The 25271-nt window shown below is 72.4% G+C and carries 22 protein-coding genes; 8 read left to right on the top strand and 14 right to left on the bottom strand.

From position 1 onward, the window contains the following. Positions 1-54 precede the first annotated feature (54 nt). From ACZ6BB_RS03640 to ACZ6BB_RS03625, 4 genes are all read right to left on the bottom strand, one after another. The gene (locus ACZ6BB_RS03640) at positions 55-1020 is read right to left on the bottom strand and encodes a methyltransferase domain-containing protein (RefSeq protein WP_471613675.1); all 966 of its coding nucleotides are present in this window, start codon (positions 1018-1020) and stop codon (positions 55-57) included. Next, a complete protein-coding gene (locus tag ACZ6BB_RS03635) occupies positions 1017-2258 on the bottom strand; it encodes a glycosyltransferase family 4 protein (protein ID WP_471613674.1) in 1242 nt (413 codons plus the stop codon). The genes ACZ6BB_RS03640 and ACZ6BB_RS03635 overlap by 4 nt, the downstream gene beginning before the upstream one ends. Then, on the bottom strand, positions 2255-2653 hold the full coding sequence (locus ACZ6BB_RS03630; RefSeq protein WP_005484824.1) for a 6-pyruvoyl trahydropterin synthase family protein: 399 nt from the start codon (positions 2651-2653) through the stop codon (positions 2255-2257). The genes ACZ6BB_RS03635 and ACZ6BB_RS03630 overlap by 4 nt, the downstream gene beginning before the upstream one ends. Before the next feature lie 167 nt (positions 2654-2820). Further along, positions 2821-3801 carry a zinc-dependent alcohol dehydrogenase gene (locus ACZ6BB_RS03625; RefSeq protein ID WP_471613673.1) on the bottom strand — a complete coding sequence of 327 codons (981 nt, stop codon included), beginning with the start codon at positions 3799-3801 and terminating at the stop codon, positions 2821-2823. Between the two features lie 106 nt (positions 3802-3907). Here ACZ6BB_RS03625 and ACZ6BB_RS03620 point away from each other — a divergent pair, with 106 nt between their 5' ends. Then, positions 3908-4723: a CDP-alcohol phosphatidyltransferase family protein gene (locus ACZ6BB_RS03620; protein WP_471613672.1), complete on the top strand. Its 816-nt coding sequence runs from the start codon at positions 3908-3910 to the stop codon at positions 4721-4723. A gap of 125 nt (positions 4724-4848) precedes the next feature. Here the strand turns inward: ACZ6BB_RS03620 and ACZ6BB_RS03615 are convergent, their stop codons facing one another. Further along, a complete protein-coding gene (locus ACZ6BB_RS03615) occupies positions 4849-5820 on the bottom strand; it encodes an NADP-dependent oxidoreductase (RefSeq protein WP_471613671.1) in 972 nt (323 codons plus the stop codon). An 82-nt stretch (positions 5821-5902) separates the two neighbouring features. Between ACZ6BB_RS03615 and ACZ6BB_RS03610 the strand changes: the two genes are divergently transcribed. Further along, entirely contained in the window at positions 5903-6907 is a 1005-nt protein-coding gene (locus tag ACZ6BB_RS03610; protein ID WP_471613670.1) for a GlxA family transcriptional regulator, read from the top strand. A gap of 20 nt (positions 6908-6927) precedes the next feature. Then, positions 6928-7803, top strand: a complete 876-nt coding sequence (locus ACZ6BB_RS03605) for an IS5 family transposase (RefSeq protein ID WP_471613669.1) — start codon at positions 6928-6930, stop codon at positions 7801-7803. Between the two features lie 18 nt (positions 7804-7821). On the opposite strand, the gene ACZ6BB_RS03600 is transcribed toward ACZ6BB_RS03605, so the two are convergent. Next, a complete protein-coding gene (locus ACZ6BB_RS03600; protein WP_471614113.1) occupies positions 7822-8241 on the bottom strand; it encodes a MarR family transcriptional regulator in 420 nt (139 codons plus the stop codon). A 124-nt stretch (positions 8242-8365) separates the two neighbouring features. Between ACZ6BB_RS03600 and ACZ6BB_RS03595 the strand changes: the two genes are divergently transcribed. Next, positions 8366-9238 (top strand): alpha/beta fold hydrolase, encoded by an 873-nt coding sequence (locus ACZ6BB_RS03595; protein WP_471613668.1) that lies wholly within the window; start codon positions 8366-8368, stop codon positions 9236-9238. Positions 9239-9316: 78 nt separating this feature from the next. Here the strand turns inward: ACZ6BB_RS03595 and ACZ6BB_RS03590 are convergent, their stop codons facing one another. Next, positions 9317-10360, bottom strand: a complete 1044-nt coding sequence (locus ACZ6BB_RS03590) for a LacI family DNA-binding transcriptional regulator (RefSeq protein WP_471613667.1) — start codon at positions 10358-10360, stop codon at positions 9317-9319. A gap of 246 nt (positions 10361-10606) precedes the next feature. On the opposite strand from ACZ6BB_RS03590, the gene ACZ6BB_RS03585 reads away from it, so the two are divergent. From ACZ6BB_RS03585 to ACZ6BB_RS03575, 3 genes are all read left to right on the top strand, one after another. Next, entirely contained in the window at positions 10607-11368 is a 762-nt protein-coding gene (locus ACZ6BB_RS03585) for an SDR family oxidoreductase (RefSeq protein ID WP_471613666.1), read from the top strand. Between the two features lie 58 nt (positions 11369-11426). After that, a complete protein-coding gene (locus ACZ6BB_RS03580; RefSeq protein WP_471613665.1) occupies positions 11427-12428 on the top strand; it encodes a Gfo/Idh/MocA family protein in 1002 nt (333 codons plus the stop codon). Positions 12429-12869: 441 nt separating this feature from the next. Beyond that, positions 12870-15323, top strand: coding sequence for a SpoIIE family protein phosphatase (locus ACZ6BB_RS03575; protein ID WP_471613664.1), 2454 nt, complete (start codon positions 12870-12872; stop codon positions 15321-15323). Positions 15324-15417: 94 nt separating this feature from the next. On the opposite strand, the gene ACZ6BB_RS03570 is transcribed toward ACZ6BB_RS03575, so the two are convergent. Further along, a complete protein-coding gene (locus ACZ6BB_RS03570) occupies positions 15418-16431 on the bottom strand; it encodes a LacI family DNA-binding transcriptional regulator (RefSeq protein WP_471613663.1) in 1014 nt (337 codons plus the stop codon). A gap of 296 nt (positions 16432-16727) precedes the next feature. Here ACZ6BB_RS03570 and ACZ6BB_RS03565 point away from each other — a divergent pair, with 296 nt between their 5' ends. After that, entirely contained in the window at positions 16728-17693 is a 966-nt protein-coding gene (locus tag ACZ6BB_RS03565) for a glycoside hydrolase family 6 protein (RefSeq protein WP_471613662.1), read from the top strand. A gap of 99 nt (positions 17694-17792) precedes the next feature. On the opposite strand, the gene ACZ6BB_RS03560 is transcribed toward ACZ6BB_RS03565, so the two are convergent. The 6 genes from ACZ6BB_RS03560 to ACZ6BB_RS03535 all read right to left on the bottom strand — a co-directional run bounded on the left by ACZ6BB_RS03560 (position 17793) and on the right by ACZ6BB_RS03535 (position 25271). Further along, the gene (locus tag ACZ6BB_RS03560; RefSeq protein WP_471613661.1) at positions 17793-18068 is read right to left on the bottom strand and encodes a hypothetical protein; all 276 of its coding nucleotides are present in this window, start codon (positions 18066-18068) and stop codon (positions 17793-17795) included. Further along, a complete protein-coding gene (locus tag ACZ6BB_RS03555; protein ID WP_471613660.1) occupies positions 18065-18883 on the bottom strand; it encodes a phytanoyl-CoA dioxygenase family protein in 819 nt (272 codons plus the stop codon). The genes ACZ6BB_RS03560 and ACZ6BB_RS03555 overlap by 4 nt, the downstream gene beginning before the upstream one ends. A gap of 131 nt (positions 18884-19014) precedes the next feature. Further along, positions 19015-19236 (bottom strand): DUF397 domain-containing protein, encoded by a 222-nt coding sequence (locus ACZ6BB_RS03550; RefSeq protein WP_471613659.1) that lies wholly within the window; start codon positions 19234-19236, stop codon positions 19015-19017. Beyond that, positions 19233-20123, bottom strand: a complete 891-nt coding sequence (locus ACZ6BB_RS03545; RefSeq protein WP_471613658.1) for a helix-turn-helix domain-containing protein — start codon at positions 20121-20123, stop codon at positions 19233-19235. The genes ACZ6BB_RS03550 and ACZ6BB_RS03545 overlap by 4 nt, the downstream gene beginning before the upstream one ends. 173 nt (positions 20124-20296) lie before the next feature. Continuing rightward, positions 20297-21175, bottom strand: a complete 879-nt coding sequence (locus ACZ6BB_RS03540) for a C40 family peptidase (RefSeq protein ID WP_471613657.1) — start codon at positions 21173-21175, stop codon at positions 20297-20299. Positions 21176-21362: 187 nt separating this feature from the next. Next, positions 21363-25271, bottom strand: a complete 3909-nt coding sequence (locus ACZ6BB_RS03535) for an nSTAND1 domain-containing NTPase (RefSeq protein ID WP_471613656.1) — start codon at positions 25269-25271, stop codon at positions 21363-21365.

The raw sequence follows: 25271 nt of genomic DNA, 5'->3' as shown, positions 1-25271 counted from the left end.
GGCCGGCGCCCGGTGTGAACACGCGGGCCTGGACCGTCTCCTGCACCGGCGCTGTCATGAGACCCCGCCCGTGGGCCGGGGCAGGGCCAGCAGGTCGCTGTGGTGGACGACGACCCGGAGGTCGCCGGCCGCGACCGCGTCCAGGCGGTCGCGGAGGTAGGCGTCGGCGCGCGCGGTGAGATCGGGGCGCTGCTCGCAGGCCGCGCCGACCCAGCCGCGCAGCCACTCCTCGATGAGGGCGGGGTGGCGCGCGTCGAGCTGCCAGGGGCTCGGGTGGACGCGGACCGTGGCGCCCTGCTGGGCGAAGGCCTCGCAGGCCACGTTGATGGCGTCCGGGCCGAGCAGCTCGCTCGCGCGCTGGTGGGCGTTGAACGCCTCGGCGATCTCGGCGTCCAGGGGATGGGCGGGGGCGACGTCCACCCGGCCCACGACCGACAGCGTCAGCAGCGCGGGGACCCCGGCGCCCGCGCAGGCCGCGGCGAGCGCCTCGATCTCCTCACGGGTGAGGACGTCGAGGAGCGCGGACGCGGTGACCAGCGAGGCACCGGCCAGGTCGTGGGCCGTCAGCCGCCCGATGTCACCGCGCCGTGTGGTGACCGTGACCGGGCTGCCGTCGGCGGCCGCACGGGGCGCCCGCGCGACGGCCAGCCGCAGCAGGTTCGGGTCCTGGTCGTGCAGCACCCACCGCTGGGCGCCGTCGAGCCGGGGCGCGAGCCAGCGGCCCATCGAGCCGGTGCCGCAGCCCAGGTCGTGGACGGTCAGCGCGGTGGCCCGCCCGGGCAGGTTCGCCAGGCGGATGCGCAGCGGGTCCAGCAGCTCCGCCGCGCGGGCGTCGGCGTCGGCGCTCTCGCGCAGCTCCAGCCACTGCGGCGCGTACTGGTGGCCCTCGGGCGCCGGTGTGTCACCGCCGCGCCCCGCCATGCTCAGCGCGGTCCCGGCGGCGGACGCGCCGGCCGCGGCGGTGGGCCCCCCGGACAGGGGGCCGCCCGCGGACGCGGTCATGTCGGCGGACGTGGTCATGCCGCCCTCCGGGGTTCGTGCCGCAGCCGTCCCAGTACATGGGCGAGGCTGCGGGCCGTGGTCGCCCAGCCGTCCAGCGCGGCCCGGCGGCCGCGCGCGGCGGCTTTCAGCCGGCGCCGTACGTCGGCCTCCCCGAACCAGCCGCGCAGCTCCGCCGCGATGGCCGCGGGGTTCTCCGGCGGCACGAGGATGCCGGGGACGCCGCCGTCGGGGGCGCGGCCGACGGCCTCGGGGAGACCGCCGACGTCCGAGGCCAGCACGGGGATGCCCCGCGCGAGGGCCTCGGTGACCGCCATGCCGTAGGTCTCGGCGTAGGAGGTGAGGACCATGAGGTCGGCGGCGGCGTAGCTGGCGTCGAGTTCGGCGCCGGCCTGCGGTCCGGCCAGGTGGAAGCGGTCCTCCAGGCCGAACTTCGCGATCAGCGTGCGGATGTGGTCGACGTACTCGGGATCCTGGTCGAGGCTGCCCACCAGGACGCAGCTCCAGCGCAGTTCCGTGACGGTCGCGAGGGCCTCCACCAGCCGGTGCTGGCCCTTGCGCGGGGTGACCGCGGCCACGCACAGCAGCCGGGAGACGCCGTCGGTGCCGGAGGCGAGGGGCGCGATGTCGGCGCCCGGGGCGGCGACATGGACCCGCTCGGGCGCGAGCCCGTGGTGGGACACGAGTCTGCGGACCGCCCATTCGCTGGTCGCGATCACGGCGGACACGCCCCGCAGGGTGGCCCGCTCCTTGGCGTCGAGTTCGGCGGCGACCTCGGGCTCCAGGCCCGTCTCGTCGCCCAGCGGCAGATGCACCAGCACGGCCAGGCACAGGCGTTCGGCCTCGGGGAGGACGATCTCGGGGACCCCGCAGGCGACCAGGCCGTCCAGCAGGACGACCGTGCCGTCGGGGAGTTCACGCAGCGTGCGGGCGAGTTCGGCGCGTGCCGCCTCGGACGGGCTGGGCCAGTCGCCGTCGACGGCGTGCTTGTGCACCTGCCAGCCGAAGCCGGGCAGGTCGAGGCAGATCCGGCGGTCGTAGGCGTTGCCGCCGCTGGGGCGGGCCGGGTCGTCCACGCCGCCCGGCATCACGAAGTGCAGCGAACGCAGCGACATGGGGACGATCGCCGCGTTCTTCAGCGCCGCGTTCTGCACGGGCACGTAGCCGAGCCGCACTTGCTCTCCCCCGTCTGCCTGGACAGCGCTGCCGTATGCCTGGGCGGTGCCGACGGCCGCCCGGTCGATGGTCACGTCGGTCACAGAGCACGCTCGTAACTCGCCCAGGCGATGTGCGACTCGTGCAGGGTGACCGTGATGCCCGCGATGCCCTTGGCGTTCTCCCCGAGGGCCCCCTTGTGGATCCGCTCGGCGAGACGGTCCGCGATCACCTTCGCCAGGAACTCCGTCGAGGTGTTCGTGTGGGCGAAGGCGGGCTCGTTGTCGAGGTTGCGGTAGTTCAACTCGCTCACCACGGCGCCCAGCTCCTGCGTGGCCAGCCCGATGTCTACGACGATGTTGTCGTCGTCCAGTTCGGCGCGCCGGAAGGTGGCGTCCACGAGGAAGGTGGCGCCGTGGAGGCGCTGCGCGGGTCCGAAGACCTCCCCGCGGAAGCTGTGGGCGATCATGATGTGATCGCGGACGGTGATGCTGAACAACGGACGACCCTCCAGTGCGGTACGTCTGCCCCCGGGCCGGGGCATGCCGTGTAGTACGGCTGCTCCCTACCCGTTGTTCAGCCGAGTTTTGCTGTTTCTTTGGAGGTCGGTGTTCCGTTCGGGCAGTTCAGGGGCGGGTGGGACAACCCGGAACGAACGACCTCGCCTCACTCCGCGTCGTAGCGGACCCGGTGGCACATCCCCGGCAGCTCTCCGCTCGCCAGTTTCGGCAGGACGTCGGGGAGCTCCTCGAAGGCACACTCTCCGGTGACGAGCGCGTCGAAACGGGCGTCGGCGAGGAGTTCGAGCGCGAGCGCCAGCCGGTCCGCGTACGTCCGCCCGGCGCGTCCGGCCGGGGAGACGGTGCCGACCTGGCTGCTGCGGACGGTGAGCCGGCGCGAGTGGAAGGCCTCGCCGAGCGGCAGGGCGATCCGGCGGTCGCCGTACCAGCTCAGTTCGACGACCGTGCCCTCGGCGGCGAGGAGTTCGAGGGAGCGGACGAGCCCCTGCTCGCTGGCGCTGGCGTGCACGACGAGGTCGCACTCGCCGAGCGCGTCCCCGGGCAGTGCGAAGTCGACGCCGAGGGCGCGGGCGATGCCGGCGCGTGCCGGGTCGGCGTCGACGAGCTGGACCCGCACGCCCGGGTAGCGGGCGAGCAGCGCGGCGACCGAGCAGCCGATCATGCCGCCGCCCACGACCGCGATCCGGTCCCCGACGAGGGGCGCCGCGTCCCACAGGGCGTTGACGGCGGTCTCCACGGTCCCGGCGAGAACGGCCCGCGCGGCGGGCACCGACTCCGGCACCACGGTGACGGCGCTCACAGGAACGACGTAGCGGCTCTGATGCGGATACAGACAGAAGACGGTCCTGCCGAGCAGTGCGTCCGGCCCCTCTTCCACCCGTCCGACGCTGAGGTAGCCGTACTTCACGGGGGCGGGGAAGTCACCGTCCTGGAAGGGCGCGCGCATGGCCGCGCGCTGGTTCTCGGGCACCTGGCCGCGGAACACGAGCGTCTCGGTGCCCCGGCTGACCCCCGAGTAGAGCGCGCGGACGAGAACCTCCTCGTCAGCGGGGGCGGCGAGGGTCTCCTCGCGGATCTCGCCGTGCCCGGGGGAGCGTAGCCAGAAGGCTCGGGCTGTCGGTTTCATGTGCGTCTCCGTGAACGGTCGAGCGGTTCGCCACGTACGCAGCGGTGGGAGTCGCGGACACGGTACGCGGCGATGATCCACTTGTCACACGTTCGGAAGGTATGCGGTGGCCCTGATCAACACATACGACGGCCGGCTGTTGCTCTCGGAGACGACTGTGGGCGCGGGCGCCCAGGTGCTGCTTCTCGCCTTCCTGGGCACGGCGATCGGACTGGGCCCGGCGGGCTGGCTGACCGGGCTGGCCTTCGGCCTCGCCACCTGGGCCGTCCTCAACCGCGCGCTGCTGCGCACCCGGACCCGCACCTTCGGCCCCGCCAACCGCGTCACGCTCGGCCGGGCGATACTCGTCGGCGCCGTGACCGCGCTGGTCGCCGACTCCTTCCAGAGCTCGCCGCCGGTCTCGCTGTTCGTCGCCCTGACCGCCGCGGCCCTGATCCTCGACGGCGTCGACGGCCAGGTGGCCCGGCGCACGAACACCTCGACCGCGCTGGGGGCGCGCTTCGACATGGAGGTCGACGCGTTCCTGATCCTGGTGCTGAGCGTGTACGTCGCCATGTCGATGGGCCCGTGGGTGATGCTGATCGGTCTCATGCGGTACGTCTTCGTCGCCGCCGCCAAGGTGGCGCCCTGGCTGAACAACTCCCTCCCGCACAGCATGGCCCGCAAGACGGTCGCCGCCGTCCAGGGTGTCTTCCTGCTGGTCGCCGCCTCCGGTCTGCTGCCGTACGCGGCGGGCTTCGCCCTGGTCGCGCTGGCGCTGGGCTCGCTGCTCTGGTCGTTCGGCCGGGACGTCGCCTGGCTGTTCCGCAACCGGGAGGTCCGGGACGAGACGGGGCCGGCCACGGTGACCGTTTCCGAGCCGGTGAGCGTGGCCGTGGTGGCCCCCTCGGGGCGCCGGACCCCGGAACTCGTCTCGAGCTGACCGCCGTCCGACGGGCTCGCCGCGAGCCCCTCCCGTGCGGGGCCCGGCTCAGGGGCCCGCGCACGAGACCATCGCGGCCGTGACCCGGTGGACCGTGACCCGCCGGACCGCGGCGCGGTGGGGACTCAGCCGACCGTGAGGACGATCTTCCCGGTGGTGCGGCCGGTCTCACCGTGGGCGTGCGCCTCGGCCGCCTCCGCGAGCGGGAAGGTTGCGTCGACGAGCGGGCGCAGCTGCCCCTTCTCCACCAGTTCGGCGATGGCCCGCATCCCCGCGTGGTCCGCCTCGACGAGCATCGGCTCCAGCCGTACGCCCAGCTCCTCGGCCCGCTCGCGGTCCTCCTCGTAGCCGTGCGGGAGGATCGTGACGAGGACTCCGCCCTCGCGCAGGACCTCCAGGGAGCGGCTGCGGACGTCACCGGAGAGGGTGTCGAGGACCACGTCGACGTCGGCGACGGCCTCGGTGAAGTCCGTGGTCCGGTAGTCGATCAGCTCGTCCGCGCCCAGCTCGCGCAGCAGGTCGTGCTTGCCCGCGCTGGCGGTGCCGATGACGTACGCGCCGCGTGCCTTGGCGATCTGCACGGCGAGGTGGCCCACTCCCCCGGCGGCGGCGTGGATCAGGACGCGCTGCCCCGGCCGTACGTCCGCGGTGTCGACGAGCGCCTGGTACGCGGTGAGCGCCGCCAGCGGCAGGGCACCGGCCCGGACGTGGTCGAGGCCGGCCGGCTTGTGCGCGAAGGACCGGGCGGGCGCCGTGGCGTACTCGGCGTAGGCACCCGCGAGGTGCGGGTAGGGCAGCATGCCGAACACCTCGTCGCCCGGCTTGAAGAGGGTGACCCCGAGGCCGACCTGCTCCACGACCCCCGAGACGTCCCAGCCGAGGACGGGCAGCGGTTCCGGCCGCCACAGTCCGAAGGCGCGGTTCTTCCAGTCGGTGGGGTTGACGCCGGCCGCGTGCACCCGGACGAGGATCTCGCTCATGCGCGGGGCGGGGCGCGGCAGTTCGGCCTCCCTCAGCACCTCGGGGCCGCCGAAGGTGTCCTGGGTCATGGCCCGCATGGTGGCGGCGCCGCTGTTCTGCTCGGTGGTTTCGGTCATGCGCTCCAGCCTGCGGCGCGCCGGCGATCACGACAATGGCACGATGGCCATCATTCGATGGGATCGTGCCACACTGGTCGGCATGACATCCCCGCACCGTGTGGTGGTCCTCGCTCTCGACGGGGTCTACCCCTTCGAACTGGGCGTGCCGAGCCGGATCTTCGACGCGACCGAGGGCCTGTACGAGGTGCTGACCTGCACCGCCGACGGGCGCCCGGTGCGTTCGGCGGCCGACTTCGCCATCGCCGTCGATCACGGCCCCGAGGTGCTGGAGACGGCCGACACCGTGATCGTCGCGTCCTTCGGGCTCTCCCCGGCCGCGGCGCAGCTGCTGTCGCCGGAACTGCCGGAGCCCGTGGCGGCGGCGCTCGCCCGGATCCGGCCCGGCACCCGGCTGGTGTCCATCTGCACGGGCGCCTTCGTGCTGGCCACGGCCGGGCTGCTGGACGGCCGGCCCGCCACCACGCACTGGGCGCTGGTCAAGGCGTTCCGGGAACGCTTCCCGAAGGTCGACCTGGACCCGGACGTCCTGTTCGTCGACGACGGCGACGTCCTCACCTCGGCCGGCGCCGCCTCCGGCATCGACCTCTGTCTGCACCTCGTGCGCAGGGACCACGGCAGCGAGGTCGCCAACCGGGTCGCCCGCCGGTGCGTGGTGCCGCCGTGGCGGGAGGGCGGCCAGGCGCAGTACATCGAGCAGCCGGTCCCCCAGGACCCGGCCAGCGGCACCGCCGCCACCCGGCAGTGGGCGCTCGAACACCTGGACGCTCCGCTGACGCTGGCCGACCTCGCCCGGCACGCCCGGATGAGCCTGCGCACCTTCGCCCGCCGCTTCGGCGACGAGGTCGGCATGAGCCCCGGCCGCTGGCTCGTCCAGCAGCGCGTGTCCCGCGCCCGTCACCTCCTGGAGTCCACCGACCTCCCGGTCGACGAGATCGCCGGACTCGTCGGCTTCGGCACGGGCACGTCGCTGCGCCAGCATCTGCACGCGGCGATCGGGGTGTCTCCGCTGACGTACCGGCGTACGTTCCGGGCGGGGGCCGCGGCTCCCGCGGCGCCTAGGCCGTGTATCGAAAGTGGATCTTGACCTATGCATGATCGTGTTTCATGGGGCGGGGAGATCTCACGGATGAACAGTGGGCTGTGCTGGAGCCGTTGTTGCCGACGGGGACGAAGGTGGGGCGGCCGCCCGTCTGGCCGCGGCGGCAGCTGATCGACGGCATACGGTTCCGTGTTCGGACCGGTGTTCCGTGGCGGGATGTGCCCGTCGAGTACGGGCCGTGGGGCCGGATCTACGACTTGTTCCGCCGGTGGCAGCGGGATGGCACCTGGCACCGGGTTCTCACCCGGCTCCAGGCTCTGGCCGACGCGCAGGGGGCGATCTCGTGGGACCTGAGCGTCGACTCCACGGTGTGTCGCGCTCATCAGCATGCGGCCGGGGCCCGAAAGCACGGTGACCTGCAGAAGGAACCGCCGGGCGGTGTCGCCACCGAGCCTCGTGATCACGGACTGGGACGCTCGCGCGGCGGGTTCACCACCCAACTGCACTTGGTTGTCGAGCAGGGCCAGAAGCCTCTATCGATCGTGGTGACGGCCGGGCAGCGCGGCGACTCGCCACAGTTCGAGGCCGTGCTGGAGAAGATTCGCGTACCCCGCGTCGGGGTGGGCCGGCCACGCATTCGCCCGGACCGCGTGCGCGCTGACAGGGCTTACGCCTCCCGCAAGAACCGCGCCTACCTGCGTAGACGAGGCATCCGCTGCACCATCCCGGACAAGGCCGACCAGGCGCGTCACCGCAAGCAGCGCGGCTCCCGCGGCGGTCGGCCGCCGAAGTTCGAACCGGTCGACTATCGCGAGCGCCACGCGGTCGAGTGCGGCATTAATCGCCTCACAAGGCATCGCGCCGTGGCCACGAGATACGACAAACTCGCGGTTCGTTACGAGGCAACCGTTCTCGTCGCGGCCCTCAACGAGTGGCTGTGACCAGCATATTCGCGATACCTAGACCGCTGCCTTCCGCATCCCAGTCAGAAAGCCCCTGACCGCGGCCAGTTCCTGCTCGTCGTATCCCCGCAGCAGGTCCACCGCCCGATCGATGAGCGGTCCGAAGTGGGACCAGCCGAGGGCGACCGTCCGCTCGTCCACTTCGATGATGACCTTGCGGCGGTCCCGCGCATCGCGCACCCGCCGCACATGCCCGGCCCGTTCCAGGCGGTCGACCAGTGCTGTGGTTCCTGCCGAGTTGAGCCCGAGAGCGGTGCCCAGGTGCCCTGCTGTGGTCTCCTCGCCGGCGCGGGCGGCGTCCATCAGGGCGATCAGCGCACGCACGTCGGTGGGGTGCATGCCGTTGCGCTGTGCGAACCGGGTGCTGTGCCTGCCCAGGTCGACGGCCACCGCGCGCAGCAGGTGGACGATCTCCATCTCGGGCCCCGGCTCGGCTCGTTCGACGAGTTCCTCACCCTCCTGATCGGGCACGGACCACCTCCACGTATCATCTCGCCCAACAAGTATCTTGCTGAGCGAGATAATAGAGGAGTCGCCGTTCATGAACGCTCGCGATACGTACGACGCCGACAACTTCCTCATGGCCTACGACAAGGTCATGACCAAGTGGCCTGCCGCTCGCGAGACGGCGACCGTTCCCACGCCCTTCGGCACGACACACGTCAACGTATGCGGCCCGGCCGACAGGCCCTCGCTCGTCCTCCTGCCCGGCGGAGGGGGCGCAACCTCCGCGTCCTGGTACGCGCAGGCGGCCGAACTGTCCTGCACCCACCGGGTGTTCGCCGTCGACTTGATCGGCGCCCCCGGACGCAGCACTCCCGACGGCGACCGCCGCCCCCGTACGGTCGCCGACCTGTCGGCCTGGCTGGACGCGCTCCTCGACGGCCTCGGAGTGGCCGAGACCGACCTGGGCGGACACTCGTACGGCGCCTGGATCGCGCTGCATCACGCCATGCGCGCGCCCGACCGGATACGCCGCCTGGCCCTTCTGGACCCGACCCAGTGCTTCGCCGGGTTCAGCCCGGCCTACCTGCTGCACGCACTGCCCATGCTGCTGCGGAACACACCCCGCCGGGTCCGCGCCTTCCTGAAGTGGGAGACCAAAGGCTCCGCCCTCGATCCCGACTGGCTCGCCCTCCAAGAGGCGGCCGCCGGTTTCCCCTCTCTCCGACCCGTAACCGGGCCGCGCCCGGCACCGGACGCCCTGCGCGGCCTGGACCTGCCGGTCCTGTTGCTCCTCGCCGGAAGCAGCAGGACCCATGACCCCTCCAAGGTGGCCGCCCGCGCCGAGGCGCTGCTGCCACGCGTCGCAACGACCGTGCTGCCGGATGTGTCCCATCACGCGCTTCCGCACGCCATCCCGCCCGAGGCGAACCGTAGCCTCGCCGGCTTCCTGGAACGGTCCGGTGACTGAGTCTCAGCCCGCCCCGGGCACCGCACCCTGAAAATCAACCCTCGTTTAGCTGCGCTAATAGCACTTCCGATACACGGCCTAGCCGGTGACTGCGGCTCCGGCCCCCGGCGGCATGTTGTAGGGCGTCACCACCTGGATCGCCGACGGGAGGAAGGGGCCCTCGTCGGGGAGGGCCTGGTGGGCACGCATGATCATCTGGCAGGCGCGGCGGACGTCCTGGCGGAGGTCGTGGTGGAGCACGGCGGAGAGCCGGTGCTCGCGCAGCAGCCGGGTGTTGTCGTGGTCGAGGTCGTGGGCGACGAAGACGTGCGGCTCCCGGCCGAGCGCGGCGAAGGCGTCGAGCGTGGCGGTGTTGCCGCCGCCGATGGAGTAGACGGCGGCGATGCCCGGCTCGCGCTCCAGCGCGTCGAGGACGAGGTCGCGCTGGGTGGCGTCGAGGCCGTCGCTGTCGGTGACCTCGACGAGGGTCCGCCGCGGGTCGACGGCCCGCATCACCCCGCGGAAGCCCATCTCGCGCTCCTCCTCGTTGCGGTAGAAGCTGCGGCTGATCGTCACCAGCACGGCACCCGGCCGGTCGCCGAGCCACTGCCGCAGCAGATACGCGGCGGTCGCCCCGGCGGCCCGGTTGTCTATGCCGACGTAGGCGCCGCGCGCGCTGCCCGGCAGGTCCGTCACGAAGGTGACCACCGGAACCCCGGCCGCCACCAGCCGTTCGACGGCGGCGGTCACCTCCGGGACGTCGGGTGCCTTGAGGATCACCCCCTGCGAGCCGCGCCGGCCGATCCGGTCGAGCACCCTGACCATCTCCGTCGCGGAGCCCGTCTCCCGGAAGTGGAACCGGGACCGCACGACGGCGGGGTGCAGGGACGGCAGCTCCGCCTCCAGCGCCTCCCGGACCGCCGTGGAGAACCGGTCCGGGGTCTGCATCACGATGTCGACCATGAACGTACGGCCGCCGATGCGCACCTGGGTCCGCTGCCGGTCCAGGTCCTTGACGGCCTGGTGCACCTCGCGGGCGGTGCTCTCCCGCACCCCGCCCCGGCCGTTGAGGACCCGGTCGACCGTGGCCTGGCTCAGCCCGGCCTGACGGGCGATCTCCCGGATCGTGTAGGGGTGTGTCATGACGGGGCGTCCTGGGGGTCGGCGGCGGGGCGGACCGGCCTCGGTCCCGCCGGTGGTCGCGGAGCATCCGGATGATGGGTTTTTGATGGCTCTCTGCGGGTTGTACGAGGGCCTTCGCCCCTCAAGACTGACAGAGGCGAAGGCGCCGGGAAAGGCCGGGACGACCCGGCCCGTGACCGTGCCCGTGCCCGTGCCCGTGACAGAACCCGGCAGGGCCCGCCGGCGCCGAGCGAAAGGAAACTCCCCATGGGACTACTGGAGGACAAGGTCGTCCTCGTCAACGGCGGCAGCCAGGGCGTCGGCGCGGGCATCGTCCGGGCGGCCCTGCGCGAGGGCGCGACCGTGATGTTCACCGGCCGCCGCGCCGAGGTCGGGGAGAAGCTCGCGGCGGACACCGGCGCCGGTTTCCTGCGGGCCGACCTGACGGACCCGGCGCAGGTGCGCGGTGCCGTGGACCGGGTGATCGCCGCCCACGGCCGGGTGGACAGCCTCGTCAACGCGGCCGGCCTGACCTCCCGGGGCTCGCTCCTCGACACCTCGCCCGACCTCTTCGACGCCCACATCGCGATCAACCTGCGCGCCCCGTTCTTCGCCATGCAGGCCGTGGTCCAGCACCTGGTGGCCCGCTCGGCGCCCGGCACGATCGTCAACATCGGCTCGAACTGCGCGCACGGCGGCCCGCCGTTCCTGGCCCCGTACTCCGCCGCGAAGGCCGGTCTCGCGGGCCTCACCCGCAACGCCGCCCACGCCCACCGCTGGGACCGCGTCCGGATCAACGACCTGAACATCGGCTGGACGGAGACCGAGGGCGAGGACGCGATCCAGCGCGAGTTCCACGACGCCGGCGACGACTGGCGGGAACGGGCCGCCGAGCGCCTGCCGATGGGCAAGCTCGGCCAGGTCGACGAGATCGCCGACTTCGTGGTCTTCCTCCTGTCCGACCGCAGCGGCGTGGTGACCGGCTCGGTGATCGACTGGGACCAGAACGTCCCGGGCGCCTCGGACTGACCTGCTTCCCACCTGCTTCCCACCTGTTTCATCTGCACTTTCGAAAGGGACACTCGTCATGCGCATTGGCATCCTGGGGCTGGGCCGCATCGGCGCCTTCCACGCCGGGACTCTCGCCGGACTGGACGTCGTGGAAGAGCTGGTGGTCTCCGACCCGGTGGCCGCCGCGGCGCTGGCGGCCGGCGAGAAGTTCGGCGCCACCGTGGTCGATTCGCCCGAGGCGGTGTTCGCCTCGGGGATCGACGGTGTCGTGATCACCGCCGCCACCGACGCACACCCGGGGCTGATCCTGGCCGCCGTCGAGGCGGGCGTCCCGGTGTTCTGCGAGAAGCCGGTGGCGAAGACGGTCGAGGAGAGCCTGACCGTGCTGCGCGCGGTGCGCGAGGGCGGCATCGAGGCGCAGATCGGCTTCAACCGCCGCTTCGACGCGGGCTGTGTGGCCGCCCGCGAGGCCGTCCTCAGCGGTGAGCTGGGCGCGCTGCACACCGTACGGTCGACCACCCTCGACCCCGCCCCTCCGCCGGCGGCCTATGTCGCGGTGTCGGGCGGCATCTTCCGCGACTGCGCGGTGCACGACTTCGACGTGGTGCGCTGGGTGACCGGCCGGGAGGTCGTCGAGGTGTACGCGACGGGCGCCAACAAGGGAGCGGAGTACATCAAGGAGGCGGGTGACGTCGACACGGCGTCCGCGCTCCTGACCTTCGACGACGGCACCATCGGCGTCATCTCCAACACCCGTCACAACGCGCGGGGTTACGACGTCCGCCTGGAGGTCCACGGCATGCAGGACAGCATCGCCGCCGGCCTCGACACCCAGCTTCCGCTGCGCTCCGCCGAGCCCGGGGTGACCTTCCCCTCCGGCGTCCCGCACACCTTCTTCATGGACCGCTTCGCCGGTGCGTACCGCGCCGAACTCACCGCGTTCACCGAGGTCGTCGCCGGCACCCGCACCTCGCCCTGCACGGTCGCGGACGCCCTGGAGGCCAGCTGGATCGCCGAGGCGGCGACCCTGTCGGTGGCCGAGCGCCGCCCGGTGCGGCTGGACGAGGTACGCGCTTAGGCTTCCCAGGTTTCCCACGACAGCCACGAGGCGGATAAGGCCCCGGCCCCGGGGCCTTATCCGCCTCGCCAGTGCGCGTCTCCGTCGAGCAATCGTCGACCGGTACCAGCCGCAGTCCAAGCCCATCCGGGACCTGTTGGTCGAGTACCTCAAGGAACGCCAGCCGATAGTGCCGCAGTAATGCGTACACCTCGCCCCCACTGTCTCGACAGGGCAGACCTCGTCGGCGAGCCGGCCGGTCAGCCGTTCTTCGTCGGCGCGGGTTGCCGGGCGGAACCCGAGGGTCTCGCGGATCTGCGTACGGTGCCCTACCGCGTTCCGGCGATCCCGACCCCACCGGTCGGAGCGCCGGAGTGCGGGGGCGGGCCTACGCTGGGAAGCAGCCGCTGGAATCCAGCCCTGACGGGACCCGCTGCCCGGACGGAGGCGTGTTGCGTGGACATGGCCGACCAGCAGGATGCCCCCACTGCCGCCGTGATGGTCGACGCGGACGGCGTGGTGAGCGGCTGGAGCGAGGGAGCCACACTGCTGCTGGGCTGGACGGCGGCGGACACCGTCGGGCGCCCTGTGGCCGAGCTGCTGGCCGATCCCGTACCGCCCGGCTTCCCGCAGGGCCATGGCGTCGGCCCCGACCCCACGGGGTTCGTCCCCCTCCGCCACAGCGACGGTTCCACGCTGGACGCCGTGGTGGCGGTCCACCCCCTGCACGGCACCGGCAGCCGGGCGCTGGGCCACGTCCTGACCGTGCAACGCTGGGGGCGCCGCCCGGTGATCGCCGACCGGGCCTTCGAGCAGTGCCCCTTCGCGCTGGGTGTCTACGACCCCGAGCTGCGGTTCCTGTGGATCAACGCCTCCTCCGGCCGGGTGATCGCGCACACCGAGGAGCAGGTGCTCGGCAAGAAGTACCGCGAGGTGCTTCCGGAGTTCGACCGCTCGCTGTTCCCCGAACGGGACGACAAGCCCTACACCGACGCGCTCGCCGAAGTGGCGAGGACGGGCGAGGCCACGCGTCTCATCACCGTCTTCCGCCCGCGCGGCAGTGACTACGCCAATGCCTGGGCCACCAGCATCTGGCCCGTCCGGGACGCCGAGGGCACGGTCCGCGCGGTCGCCAACTGGGGATTCGACATGAGCGCCGAGTACTGGGCCCGGCAGCGCCTGCTCCTCCTCAACGACGCCAGCGGCGGAATCGGCCGGACACTCGACGTGATCGGCACGGCCGAGGAGCTGGCCAGGACCCCCGTACCGGGATTCGTCGATCTCGTCACCGTGGACCTCTTCGACGAGGTGCTGCGCGGGGAGGAGCCGCCCTCGCCACCCGCGCTCGGCCCCCGCGAGGACCTCACGCTCAGCCGCGCCGCACAGCACAGCGTGAGGGACGACGACTCCTCCCTCCCCGAGCCCCCCAAGCCGGTCAGCCACGCCGCCGGCTCCGTGGCCGCACGCTGCATGGCCACCGGCAGGTCCACGGTCGAGCTCACCGCGCCGTCCGGGCAGGGCGGCGAATGGGCGTTCGGGCCGGGGCTCGCCGCCGACCCGGCGCACTGGCCGCCGGGCAACCCGGTGGTCGACGAGTCGCTCGCCGAGGACGGACTGACCGGCCGGATCACCGTGCCGCTGCGGGCGCGCGGCGCGCTGCTCGGTGTCGTCGTGTTCTCCCGCCGGGACCGGCCCGAGGCCTTCACCGCCGACGACCTGATCCTCGCCGAGGAGCTGACAGCCAAGGCGGCCGTGGCCATCGACAACGCCCGCCGGTACTCACGCGAGCGCACGACCGCGCTGACCCTGCAGCGCAGCCTGCTGCCGCAGCGGCTGCCGAGCCAGGAGGCGGTCGAGGTGGCCTCCCGCTATCTGCCCGCCGGGACCGGCTCGGAGGTGGGCGGTGACTGGTTCGACGTCATTCCGCTGTCCGGCGCCCGTGTCGCCCTGGTCGTCGGCGATGTCGTCGGGCACGGCCTGCACGCGTCGGCAAGCATGGGCCGGCTGCGCACGGCGGTGCGCACCCTCGCCGACGTGGACCTGCCGCCGGACGAGCTGCTCACCCATCTGGACGATCTGGTCCTGCACCTCGCCAGCGACCACCATCCCGGCGGGCACTTCCAGCCGACCGGCGAGTCCGGGGCCACCTGCCTGTACGCCGTCTACGACCCGGTCTCGCGCCGTTTCACGGTGGCGAGCGCCGGCCATCCGCTGCCGCTGGTCGTCCTCCCGGACGGCACCAGCAGGCCCGTGCCCGCGCAGCCGGGGCCGCCGCTCGGCATCGGCGGGCTGCCCTTCGAGGCGACCGAGGTGGATCTCCCCGAGGGCAGTCTGCTTGCCCTGTACACCGACGGCCTGGTGGAGAGCCGCGAACGCGACGTCGACCTGCGGATCGCCGAACTGCTGAGGGTCCTGAGACCTTCCGCGACGTCACTGGAGACTCTCTGCGACACGGTGATGGACGCCATGCTCCTGCCCGATCGCCGGACCGACGACGCGGCCCTCCTGCTCGCTCGCACGCACGCGCTGGATCCCCACCATGTCGCCGACTGGGACGTCGAGGCCGACTTCGCGCAGGTGCAGCAGGCCCGGCAGGCGGCCGTCGACCAGGTGGAGGCGTGGGGTCTGGCCGAGGCGGCGTTCGTCACCGAACTCGTCGTCAGCGAGCTGGTGACCAACGCCATCAGGTACGGCGAGCCGCCGATCAGGCTGCGGCTGATCCGTGACACCGCTCTGATCTGCGAGGTCTCCGACTCCAGTAACACGGCCCCGCATCTGCGCCGGGCCCGCGCCTTCGACGAGGGCGGCCGGGGCCTGTTGCTCGTCGCCCAGCTCACGCAGGGTTGGGGCACCCGGCACACCACCGACGGAAAGACGATCTGGTGCGCGCAGACCCTCACCCGTCCGGAGCCTTGACGAGTCCGAGCCGCGACGAGCGCGAGTCCGAGCCGCCATGAGCACGAGCCGCGATGAGCACGAGTCCGACCGGCCTCGGCCGGCCATCGCCGTCTCAGGCGCTGGAGCGGACGACCAGGCGCGTGGGCAGGATCAGCGGGGTGGGGTCCTGCCCGTTGACGAGCGCGACGAGCATGCGGGCCATCTCGCGGCCGAGGGCCTCTATCGGCTGGTGGACGGTGGTGAGGGGCGGATCGGCGATCCGGGCCACGGCCAGGTCGTCGTACCCGACCACGGCGACGTCGTCGGGGACCGGCCGCCCCGCCCCCCGCAGGGTGCGCAGCGCCCCCGCCCCCATGTTGTCGTTGGCGGCGAACACCGCGTCCACGTCCGGGTGTTCCGCCAGCAGCGCGGCCATGACGGCGGCCCCGCCGGGCTCCGTGAAGTCACCCTCGTAAGGCGGGAACGGTTCGCGCCCGGCGGCCAGCATCGCGTCCCGGTAGCCGCGGTACCGCGCGCGGCCCACCTCGGTGTCCAGCGGGCCGCAGATCGCGGCCACCCGGGAGCGGCCACGGGAGAGCAGGTACTCGGTGGCCTCGCGCGCTCCGCCCGTGTTGTCGACGTCCACGTACCAGCGCGGGGCCGAACCGACGGGGCGGCCGCCGAACACCACCGGCATCTCCGCCTCCTCGGCCGTCCGCGTCAGCGGATCGTTCTCGCGCAGTGCCATCAGCATGACGCCGTCGGCGCCCTTGCCGCGCAGCAGTTCCTCCACCCGTCGGCGGCCCCGGTCGGTCGCGGCCAGGCACAGCATCAGATGCAGGTCGGCCTCCTCCAGCGCGGCCGACGCCCCCACGATCACCTGGGCGAAGAACGGGTCCGCGAAGATCGACGGATCCTCGCCCGAGACGACCAGAGCGGCCGCTCCCGTCTGCCGGGTGGCCAGCGCGCGGGCGGTCGGATTGGGCACATAGCCGAGCTGCCGGACGGCTCGCTCGACCGCCTCGCGTTTCCCCCGGCTGACGTGCGGCGCGTTGTTGAGGGCGCGGGAGGCCACGGAGCGGGAGACACCCGCGAGCGCGGCCACGGCGTCGAGTGTGGGATGGCGACGCGGCGGATCCCCTGCCATGACCATATGGACCCCTCCCCCTGGCCGAAAACTGGGAGCGCTTCCGGTCATTGGGACCGTAGAGCCTCGGACTCACCCTGTACAGAGGGAGTTTCACCCCTCGACTCTTGACAGTTCTACCAGCCAGCCACACGATACCGACCACACCCCAAAGGTCCTCAGCTCAATTGGAAGCGCTTCCAATGGGAGCGCTCCCACCGCTCCAGGCACGTCGAACCACCGCACTTCCTCAGCGCGTCGCACGCTCTGGACGAGAGCGTGCGACGCATCCCTGCCAGGAATTCCGAGGTGATGTCATGCGCCGCAGGCTCCGCGCCCTGATGGCAGCGCTCTGCTCGCTACCGCTCGCGTTCGCCGCCGCTCCGTCCGCCCATGCCGCCGACCCGACCGGCATGACCAGCGGGTTCTATGTGGACCCCGACAACAGCGCCAAGCGGTGGACCGCCGCCAACCCCGGTGACGGCCGGGCGTCCGCGATCAACGCCTCCATCGCGAACACCCCGATGGCCCGCTGGTTCGGCTCGTGGAGCGGCTCGATCGGCACGGCCACGGGCTCGTTCACGGGCGCTGCGGACAGCCGGGACAAGCTGCCCATTCTCGTCGCGTACAACGTCTACAACCGCGACTACTGCGGCGGGCACTCCGCGGGCGGGGCCTCCTCGCCGTCCGCCTACGCGAGCTGGATCTCCCAGTTCGCCGGCGGTATCGGCAACCGTCCGGCCCTGGTGATCCTGGAGCCGGACTCCCTCGGGGACTACGGCTGCATGAACCAGGCGCAGATAGCCGAGCGCCAGAGCATGCTCAGCGGCGCCGTCTCCCAGTTCAGCCGCCAGGCCCCCAACACCTGGGTCTACATGGACGCCGGCAACCCCGCCTGGACGGACGCCGCGACCATGGCCAAGCGGCTGCACGAGGCGGGCGTGCGGCAGGCCCACGGCTTCTCGCTGAACATCTCCAACTACCTCACCACGGGCGAGAACACCGCCTACGGCAACGCGGTGAACAGGGAGCTCAGTGCCCGCTACGGCTACACCAAGCCGTTCGTCGTGGACACCAGCCGCAACGGCAACGGCTCCAACGGCCAGTGGTGCAACCCCTCGGGCCGCCGCATCGGCCCCGCCACCCAGATGGGCGGCGGCGCGGAGATGCTGCTGTGGATCAAGGTGCCGGGCGAGTCGGACGGCAACTGCGGTGTGGGATCCGGCTCCTCGGCCGGTCAGTTCCTGCCCGAGGTCGCCTACAAGATGATCTACGGCTACTGACCACGGCCGCCGGCCCACCGCTCCAGGACCCCCGTGGCCCGGTCCACTCGCCCCGCGACCGGGCCACGGGCTCGGCATCAGCCGGAAGATGCCTCGACGTCAGCCGGGAAAGGTCTCCTCCAGCTTCTCGAAGAAGAACTCGTGCTTCAGGAAGGAGACGTCGTACTCGTGACCGGACCGGGGCGGCAGGAGCTGCGACGCCTGGAAGAGACGCCATCCGTCGAGCAGCGCGTCGAGCCCCGTGGAGTAGGGCGGCTCGTCGCTGTCTCCCGCCGTCGGACGGGTCCTGCCGGTCCCGTCGTACCGGGACCAGCCGACGACCGGGGAGTCGAGGGCCGAGGTCGACAGATACAGGACCAGGACCTGTTGCCTCATGCGTGGCTCCTCAGGGCGGGCCGGTTGCTGACGCGCGTGACCCAGTACTCGACGTCGAACGACTCGTCACCGGTCAGGGCCCGCCACAGCAGGACCCGGTTGTAGATCTCCAGTCGGCCGGTGGCCTGTTCGTACCACGGGAAGGGGGTGTTCAGCTCCGCCGTGACGGCCGGGTCGTGCAGGTCGCTGGTGTCCCACAGGCGGACCTGCGGCACGGTCGGGTTGAGGCGCAGTTTGTACATGAAGCGGCGGCGGGCGGTGTCGTTGCGGCGGCCGCCGTGCCAGATGCCGTGGTGCACCAGGACGATGGTGCCGGCCGGGCAGGTCAGCCGGGTCTGCCCCCGCAGGTTCTGGACGCGGCCGATGTCCGTCTCGTTGATCCGGCGCAGATGGCTGCCGGGCACGCTGAGGGTGCCGCCCATCTCGGCGGTCACCTCGTGCGGGTAGTACATGAGCTGGATGTCGAACGCGTCCGGCCGTACGTCGATGATCGCGTCCGCGTGGAGGTCCTGCGCGTGGCCCTCGTGGGGCTCGCGGACGTGCACGGCATGGTGGTCGACGGTCGGTCCGGGTCCGACCAGACTCTCCACGGCACCGGCGACGACCGGCAGTTCGAGCAGCGCGTGGACGAAGGTGTCGGGCGGGTACGCCGCGCTCAGCGGGGTGCCGTACGGCACTCCCGGCAGGCCCTCGGCCAGCGCGGCGACGGCCCGTTCGTTGATGTCCGGCGGCACCACCCCGTCCAGGCGCAGAAATCCCTGCGCGACGAAGCGGGCCACCTGAACCGAGGTCAGGAGGTTCTTGCTGGTAGGCATACGACGAACCTACGGACCGAGCCCCGCCCTGCAGTGGGCTGAAATCTTCCTGTGGTGGTCCATTTCCGTGACCGGTGCGGCCGGTGGGCGCCTCCCGATCGGGAGGCGCCCACCGGCATGGACTACGCGGACTACGCGGTGAGGTGCGCCTGTCGGTGTCCCTGGTGGCTCTCGTGTCCCACGAACCCCACGAACCACGACCATCCCGCCCGTCCGACCGCGAAGTACGGCTGGGTCACGTCCTTGGAGTCACGTACGCACACGGCCTGTCCGGTGACGGCGACTTCGACGCAATCGTCGCCCTGGCTGCCGCTGTAGCTTGACTTGAACCACGCCAGTTCCGTCGTGCTCATAGGTCCAGTTCCCCTCGGAGTCGCTCCAGCAGCGCCCGGGAATCCTTGGCATTCAGGGCCTGCGAGCGCAGTGTGTCATAGCGCTGATGGAGCAGGCTCACCTCTTTCGAGTCGGAGATCAGACGGCCGTTCTGCTGCCCCTCGGAGTACGCGAGCCGCTGCCCCTGCGGCGTCTCCAACAGCCGCACGGGCCCGTCGAGGCACGCGTGCAACCCGGCCTCCAACGGCACGATCTGGAGCGTCACATTGCGGGGCGCGCTCAGCTCCAGCGCATGGTCGAGCATCCCCCGCATCCGCGCGTCGTCCCCGAACCGCCGCCGGAACACATGCTCCTCGACGATGAAGCTGAACGGTGTCGTCGGCCTCTCGAACAGCATCCGCTGACGCTCCATCCGGCGGTCCATGAAGCTGTCCAGCTGGTCGTCCGGTGTCACCGGGAGGGTCCCCTCGAAGACCGCCCGCGCGTAGTCCCACGACTGCAACAGCCCGGGGACCAGCCGGCATTCGTACGTGCACAGACTCACCGCGACCCGCTCCAGCCGGGCCCACTGGCGGAACCAGGCCGCCAGGCCCACGTCCCCCCGCCCCCGCGTCACATACTGTGACGACTTGCGCAATGCCCCGGTGTTCCCCAGCAGTTCGTCGGCCCGCCGTACGTAGTTCGCGTCCGGCATCCGGCGCCCCTGCTCCACCGATTCCACCGTGTGCCGGGAGAAGCGGACGAGATCCGCGAACTCGGCCCGGCTGTAGCCCGCGTGCTCGCGCAGCGCCTGTGTCACGGCGCCCCACGTCCGCAGACTGTCCGAGGGGTCGGGTTCGCGGTCCACCGCCGTCCCCTCGTCGGCCACTGCCGCGTCGTAGTCGTTGCCCATGCCGCCGCCCGTCATCCGCGGCCACCTCCGGTCTTCGTGCGCTGTGGCCCCCATGCCCCGACGGCACCCAGCGTGACGGGAGGACGTGCGTACTGTCCACACAATGTGCCCGTACGCTGACGCAGCGTACGGGCACAGGTGACGCTCACGCAGGTGGCCGCCCCCCGACGGTCACCGGCGCGAGGCTGTCAGGTGATAGGTGGCACGTCCTTGCAGTCGGGGACGCCCGCCAGCCAGGCCGGGCCCTTGATGTAGATGTTGGTGACCCACGCCCTGTAGTCCGGCAGGTAGGACCAGGCGTCGTTCTCGTAGCCCTCCGCCTTCACCAGCTCCGCGTGCTTCTGGCAGTACACGCGGATGGTGGTCGAGTACGGGAAGGCGTACACGCGGCGGGACCCGGTGCGGGGCTCCTCCTTGGTCCAGACCCCGGTGCCCCAGGTCTGGTGGATGTTGCCGGTGGGCGCGCCGGTGTTGACGCGGACGGCTCCGAAGTAGGTGCTGCCCAGGCGGACGTCGCTCACCATCAGCTTGGTGCCGGACTGCCTGGCCTCGACCATCTTGCCGGCACCGAGGTAGATGGCGATGTGCTGCATGTCCGTCGAGTCCTTGCCGTAGGCGAGGAGATCGCCGGGCAGCAGCGGGGCGAGACCCTGGGCGGCGGTGAAGCGGGCGGCGGCGCGGTGCGTGTAGTACTGCTGGCTGGCGACGCCGTCGAGGATGTCCGTGCCGCCGGTGGCCTGGGCGTAGGCGTACCGGACGAGGCCGGAGCAGTCGAAGCCGCGCCGCTCGGGGTCGTGTTCGCTGGCCGGGTCGGTGGGGTCGACCTGCCCGTAGGTGGCCCCGGGCTTGGCTCCGTGGCCACCGCCCCAGGTGTACCAGGTACCGGCGGCGACCTCGGCGCAGGCCGCGGCGATCGCCCGCTCGGCGGCGGCCGAGGCGCCCGGCGCGAGGACGCCGCAGCCGGCGGCGGGAGCGGCCGGAGCGGCGGAGGCCGTGGAGACCGGCGCCCACAGGAGCAGCGCCATGAGTGTGATCAGTGTGCGGATGACATTGGTCCGGCTCACCATGCCGGAACCCCCGTTTCCTGTTGGTCTCGATGAACTGGTGGTGGTGGTCGGGCAGCAGCCTGGCCGACCACCACCCCGCGCGTCGAGAGCCGGGTGTCGCCCCATCCGGGCGGGCAACGGGAAACACCTGGGAAACCCCCTGTGAGCAGGGCGGTCGCCGAACGCCCGCCTCGTCCCCATGTGTTGCTCAGCGGCCCCCGCACTCCGACGGCTCCGCCCGTACGGGCACTCCGGGCAGCAGGGTCGCGCGCTCCTCGGGTCCGATACCGAGGCGCAGCCGGCAGATGTCCGCCAGCCGGGCGCCGGGGTCGAGGTCCCACAGCCGTACGGTGCCGTCGGTGCTGCTGCTGGCCACGGTCCGCCCGTCGGGGGCGAAGTCGACGCCCCACACCGCGTTCGTATGACCGGTGAGGGTCGCCCACGGCCGCCGTCCGGCGACGTCCCACAGGCGTACCGTGCGGTCGTTGCCGCTGCTGGCGAGGGTGCGGCCGTCCGGGCTGAAGTCGACACCGCGTACCGAGCCCGAGTGGCCGGTCAGGGCGGACTCGAAGCGCCGGTGCCGGACGTCCCACAGGCGTACGGTCCCGTCGTTGCCGCTGCTGGCGAGGGTGCGGCCGTCCGGGCTGAAGGCCACCCCCCGCACCGCGCCCGAGTGGCCGGTCAGGGTGGCGAGTTCGCGGCGTGAGGCGACGTCCCACAGTCGTACGGTCAGATCGTCGCCGGCGCCGGCCAGGGTGCGGCCGTCGGGGCTGAACGCGACATCGTTGACGAAGTCCTTGTGGCCGCGGAGCACGTCGAGTTGCCGGCGCTTCGCCACGTCCCACAGACGCACCGTGTGGTCGGCTCCCGCCGAGGCGAGCGTCCGCCCGTCGGGCGAGAAGGCGACGGAGAAGACCTGTCCGCCGTGCCCGGTGAGCTTCTTCAGCGCCTCGTGCTCCGCGACGTCCCACAGCCGGACCGTGCCGTCGGAGCCGGCCGACGCCAGGGTCCGCCCGTCGGGCGAGAAGGCCACCGAGAACACGGTCTCGGTGTGCCCTCGCAGCGCTGCCACCAGGGCGTGCGTCCGCGCGTCCCACAGCCGTACGGTGTGGTCGGCGTCGGCGGTGGCCAGCAGTTTCCCGTCGGGGCTGTAGGCGGTCTGCCAGACCTCCGTGAACGGACGCGACGTCAGGACCGCCCCGCTCAGGTCCCACAGGACGACGGACTGGTCGAAACCGGCCGTGGCCAGCAGGGCGCCGTCGGAGGTGACGGCCACCCCGAGGACGTAGTCGGTGTGTCCGGCGAGGACCAGGGTCTGCCGGCCGCTGCGCACGTCCCACAGCCGGGTCGTGCCGTCGCCGACCGCGCCGACGACCGTCGTCCCGTCCGGGGTGTAGGCGACGTCGTTGATGTCGTCGCTGCTTCCCGTGAACGTGTCGGTCAGCCGTCCGTCGTCGACGTCCCACAGCCGTACCGTCCGGTCGACGCCGGCGGAGGCCACCGTCCTGCCGTCCGGCGAGAACGCCACGCCCAGTACCTCGTCGGCGTGTCCCTTGAGCACGTCGGCGAACCGCGCCCGGTCGGTGTCCCACAGCCGTACGACGCGGTCGGTGCCGGCGGAGGCGAGCGTCCGCCCGTCGGGGGCGTAGGCCAGTGCGTTGACGTCGCCCTCGTGGCCGGGGAGGGTGGCGGTGCGCCGGGGCCGGGGCCCGGCGTCCCACAGCTGGACGGTCCCGTCGGCGGCGGCGACGGCGAGCGTCCCCCCGCGCGGGTCGAAGGCGACCGCCCGCGCGCCCTTCGTGGCCTTCGAGAGCACCCCGGTCCGCCGATGGCCGGTGGTGCTCCACAGGGTCACGGGCCCGTCGGTGGACGTGACCGCGAGCGTACGGCCGTCGGCGCTGAAGGCGACCGAGCGCACGCGCCCCGGCACGGTGAACCGGGCGAGGACGCGGTGGCCGTCGGCCGTGTCGCGCAGGACGACCGTGCCGTCGGAGCTGGCCGTCGCAAGGCTGCGGTCGTCGGGCGCGAAGGCGACCTGGTTGACCGGGCCGCGGTGTCCGGCGAGCCGGGCGGAGAAGGGCTGTGACTGGGTGCTGAGCAGGGCGCCGCGGGCCTCGGCGGTGGGCGCGGTGCGGTAGGCCTCCTCCGCGAGGAGCATCGACGCCTCCGGCCGGCCCCCGGCGAGGGACGCGGAGCGCGCGGCGAGGGCCTGGGAGCGGGCGACGCGCTCCTGGCCGAGGGCGCCCGCGCGCTGCTGGTAGGCGAGCCCTCCGGCGGTGACGGCGAGGCCGAGCAGCACGGCGAGCGTGGCGAGCATGGACTGCCGCAGCCGCACCTGTCGTCTGGCCTGTCTGCGGCGCCCGTCCTCCTCGGCCTGACTGGCCCTCAGGAACGCCTCCTCGTCGGGCGCGAGCCTGCTCCAGCCGTCCGACTCGTCGGCCCACGCCCGTACGGTGTCGAGGCGGGTGCCCCGGTAGAGGGCGGAGGGGTCGCGCCGCTCTCGCTCCCATTCGCCGGCCGCGTGGGAGAGCTGCTGGTGGAGCAGGAGGCCGGCCCGGTCGGCGTGGATCCAGCCGCGCAGCCGGGGCCAGGCGTGCAGCAGCGCCTCGTGGGTGATCTCGACGGTGTCGCTGTCCATGGTGATGAGCCGGGCCCGGACGAACGCGTCGAGTGCGGCGGCGGCCCCGTCGGCGTCGCCGAGCCGGGCCATCAGGGCGTCCCGGCTCATCCGGCGGCGGGTCGCCCCGGCTCCGTCGACGACGAGCACCAGCCGGGACAGGATGCGGCGGATGGTCTTCTGTTCGGCGGGGTACAGCCGGGCGAACACGTTCTCGGCGGTGCGGGCGACCGCCCCCTGGATGCCGCCCGCCCGTTCGTACCCGTCGACGGTCAGCGCGGAGTCCCGGCGCCGCTGCCAGGTGGCGAGCAGGGCGTGGGAGACCAGCGGGAGCGCGCCGGAGGGTGTCTCGTCGGAGCCGGCCGCGGAACCCCCGGGGCCGGTGGCGGGGTCGTCGCGGAGTCCCGCGTCCCGCAACAGCAGCGGGACCAGGCCGGGTTCGAGGGTGAGCCCCGCGAGTTCCGCCGGGCGGGTGATGGACTCGCGCAGTTCCGCCACGGTCATCGGGGACAGCACGAACAGTCCGCCGGTGAAGACGGGGGCCAGTTCGGGCAGGCCCAGACAGCTGCCGGTGAAGTCGGCGCGGACGCCGAGCACCACGACGGCGGGCGGGTGCGCGGACGCGGCCGGCCGGGCGGTGGCCAGGGCGCACAGCACGCGGACGAAGGAGCGGCGTTCGTCCTCGTCCGTGCAGAGGGTGAACAGTTCCTCGAACTGGTCGACGATCAGGACCGGTCGGGGCGGTGGGGGCCGCCGCTCTCCGGGTGTCTCCGGCTGGGCGCCGGCTCCGGCCCGTACGGCGCCGAGCAGGGTGCCCGGGTCGTCCCGCACCTCCTGGGCGGTCAGGCCGAGGTCGCTGCCCAGCGCTTTGGCGGTGCGTTCCAGCAGTTCGTCCAAGGGGCGCGCGGTGGGGGTGAGTTGGACCACCGGCCAGCGGTCGGCACCCGGCATGGGGAGGTCGCCGCGGCCGAGCGCGGGGACGAGACCGGCGTTGAGGAGCGACGACTTGCCGGCGCCGGACGGGGCGACGAGCATCAGCGGTCCGCCGCCCACCCGTTCGAAGATCCGCTCCACGAGTGCGGCCGTGGCGCGCTCGCGGCCGAAGAACCACTCCGCGTCCTCGGGGGTGAACGCCGACAGGCCGCGGTAGGGACAGGTCTCGGCGGCCTGCCGCCCGGCGACGTCGGCGTCGGATCCGAGGTCACCGTGACGGGGCTGCGCCTGCCGCACCAGCCGCAACAACTCCCCTTCAGCGCCCAGCACTTGGTCGCAGAGCCGGGCGACATCGACGGTCGGGCGCTTCGCACCGGTCTCGATCTTGCTGAGGTAGCCCTTGCTGTAGTGGGTACGGCGGGCGAGATCGGTGAGCGACAGTCCGCGTTCCTGCCGCAGTCGGCGCAGTTGTGCCGGGAAGGTCGGCGTGGTCGGCGCGTCCCGGTCCCGTCCGTGGTGAGGGTCTGTCTGCTGTCCGTGCAGCGGGTCCCCCAAGGTGTCCCCCAA

This window comes from Streptomyces sp. NPDC041108, assembly GCF_055592645.1.
The sequence above is the reverse complement of the archived record's forward strand: the minus strand, read 5'-3'. Positions and strand labels throughout refer to the sequence as shown.

Excerpts from the sequence above, each read along its gene's own strand:
- ACZ6BB_RS03640 (WP_471613675.1), bottom strand. The coding sequence starts at position 1,020 with ATGACCACGTCCGCCGACATGACCGCGTCCGCGGGCGGCCCCCTGTCC.
- ACZ6BB_RS03580 (WP_471613665.1), top strand. The coding sequence starts at position 11,427 with ATGCGCATTGGCATCCTGGGGCTGGGCCGCATCGGCGCCTTCCACGCC.
- ACZ6BB_RS03570 (WP_471613663.1), bottom strand. The coding sequence starts at position 16,431 with ATGGCAGGGGATCCGCCGCGTCGCCATCCCACACTCGACGCCGTGGCC.
- ACZ6BB_RS03560 (WP_471613661.1), bottom strand. The coding sequence starts at position 18,068 with ATGAGGCAACAGGTCCTGGTCCTGTATCTGTCGACCTCGGCCCTCGAC.
- ACZ6BB_RS03550 (WP_471613659.1), bottom strand. The coding sequence starts at position 19,236 with ATGAGCACGACGGAACTGGCGTGGTTCAAGTCAAGCTACAGCGGCAGC.
- ACZ6BB_RS03600 (WP_471614113.1), bottom strand. The coding sequence starts at position 8,241 with ATGGAGATCGTCCACCTGCTGCGCGCGGTGGCCGTCGACCTGGGCAGG.
- ACZ6BB_RS03595 (WP_471613668.1), top strand. The coding sequence starts at position 8,366 with ATGAACGCTCGCGATACGTACGACGCCGACAACTTCCTCATGGCCTAC.
- ACZ6BB_RS03610 (WP_471613670.1), top strand. The coding sequence starts at position 5,903 with ATGACATCCCCGCACCGTGTGGTGGTCCTCGCTCTCGACGGGGTCTAC.
- ACZ6BB_RS03590 (WP_471613667.1), bottom strand. The coding sequence starts at position 10,360 with ATGACACACCCCTACACGATCCGGGAGATCGCCCGTCAGGCCGGGCTG.
- ACZ6BB_RS03605 (WP_471613669.1), top strand. The coding sequence starts at position 6,928 with ATGGGGCGGGGAGATCTCACGGATGAACAGTGGGCTGTGCTGGAGCCG.
- ACZ6BB_RS03555 (WP_471613660.1), bottom strand. The coding sequence starts at position 18,883 with ATGCCTACCAGCAAGAACCTCCTGACCTCGGTTCAGGTGGCCCGCTTC.
- ACZ6BB_RS03540 (WP_471613657.1), bottom strand. The coding sequence starts at position 21,175 with ATGGTGAGCCGGACCAATGTCATCCGCACACTGATCACACTCATGGCG.
- ACZ6BB_RS03615 (WP_471613671.1), bottom strand. The coding sequence starts at position 5,820 with ATGACCGAAACCACCGAGCAGAACAGCGGCGCCGCCACCATGCGGGCC.
- ACZ6BB_RS03575 (WP_471613664.1), top strand. The coding sequence starts at position 12,870 with ATGGCCGACCAGCAGGATGCCCCCACTGCCGCCGTGATGGTCGACGCG.
- ACZ6BB_RS03545 (WP_471613658.1), bottom strand. The coding sequence starts at position 20,123 with ATGACGGGCGGCGGCATGGGCAACGACTACGACGCGGCAGTGGCCGAC.
- ACZ6BB_RS03565 (WP_471613662.1), top strand. The coding sequence starts at position 16,728 with ATGCGCCGCAGGCTCCGCGCCCTGATGGCAGCGCTCTGCTCGCTACCG.
- ACZ6BB_RS03625 (WP_471613673.1), bottom strand. The coding sequence starts at position 3,801 with ATGAAACCGACAGCCCGAGCCTTCTGGCTACGCTCCCCCGGGCACGGC.
- ACZ6BB_RS03585 (WP_471613666.1), top strand. The coding sequence starts at position 10,607 with ATGGGACTACTGGAGGACAAGGTCGTCCTCGTCAACGGCGGCAGCCAG.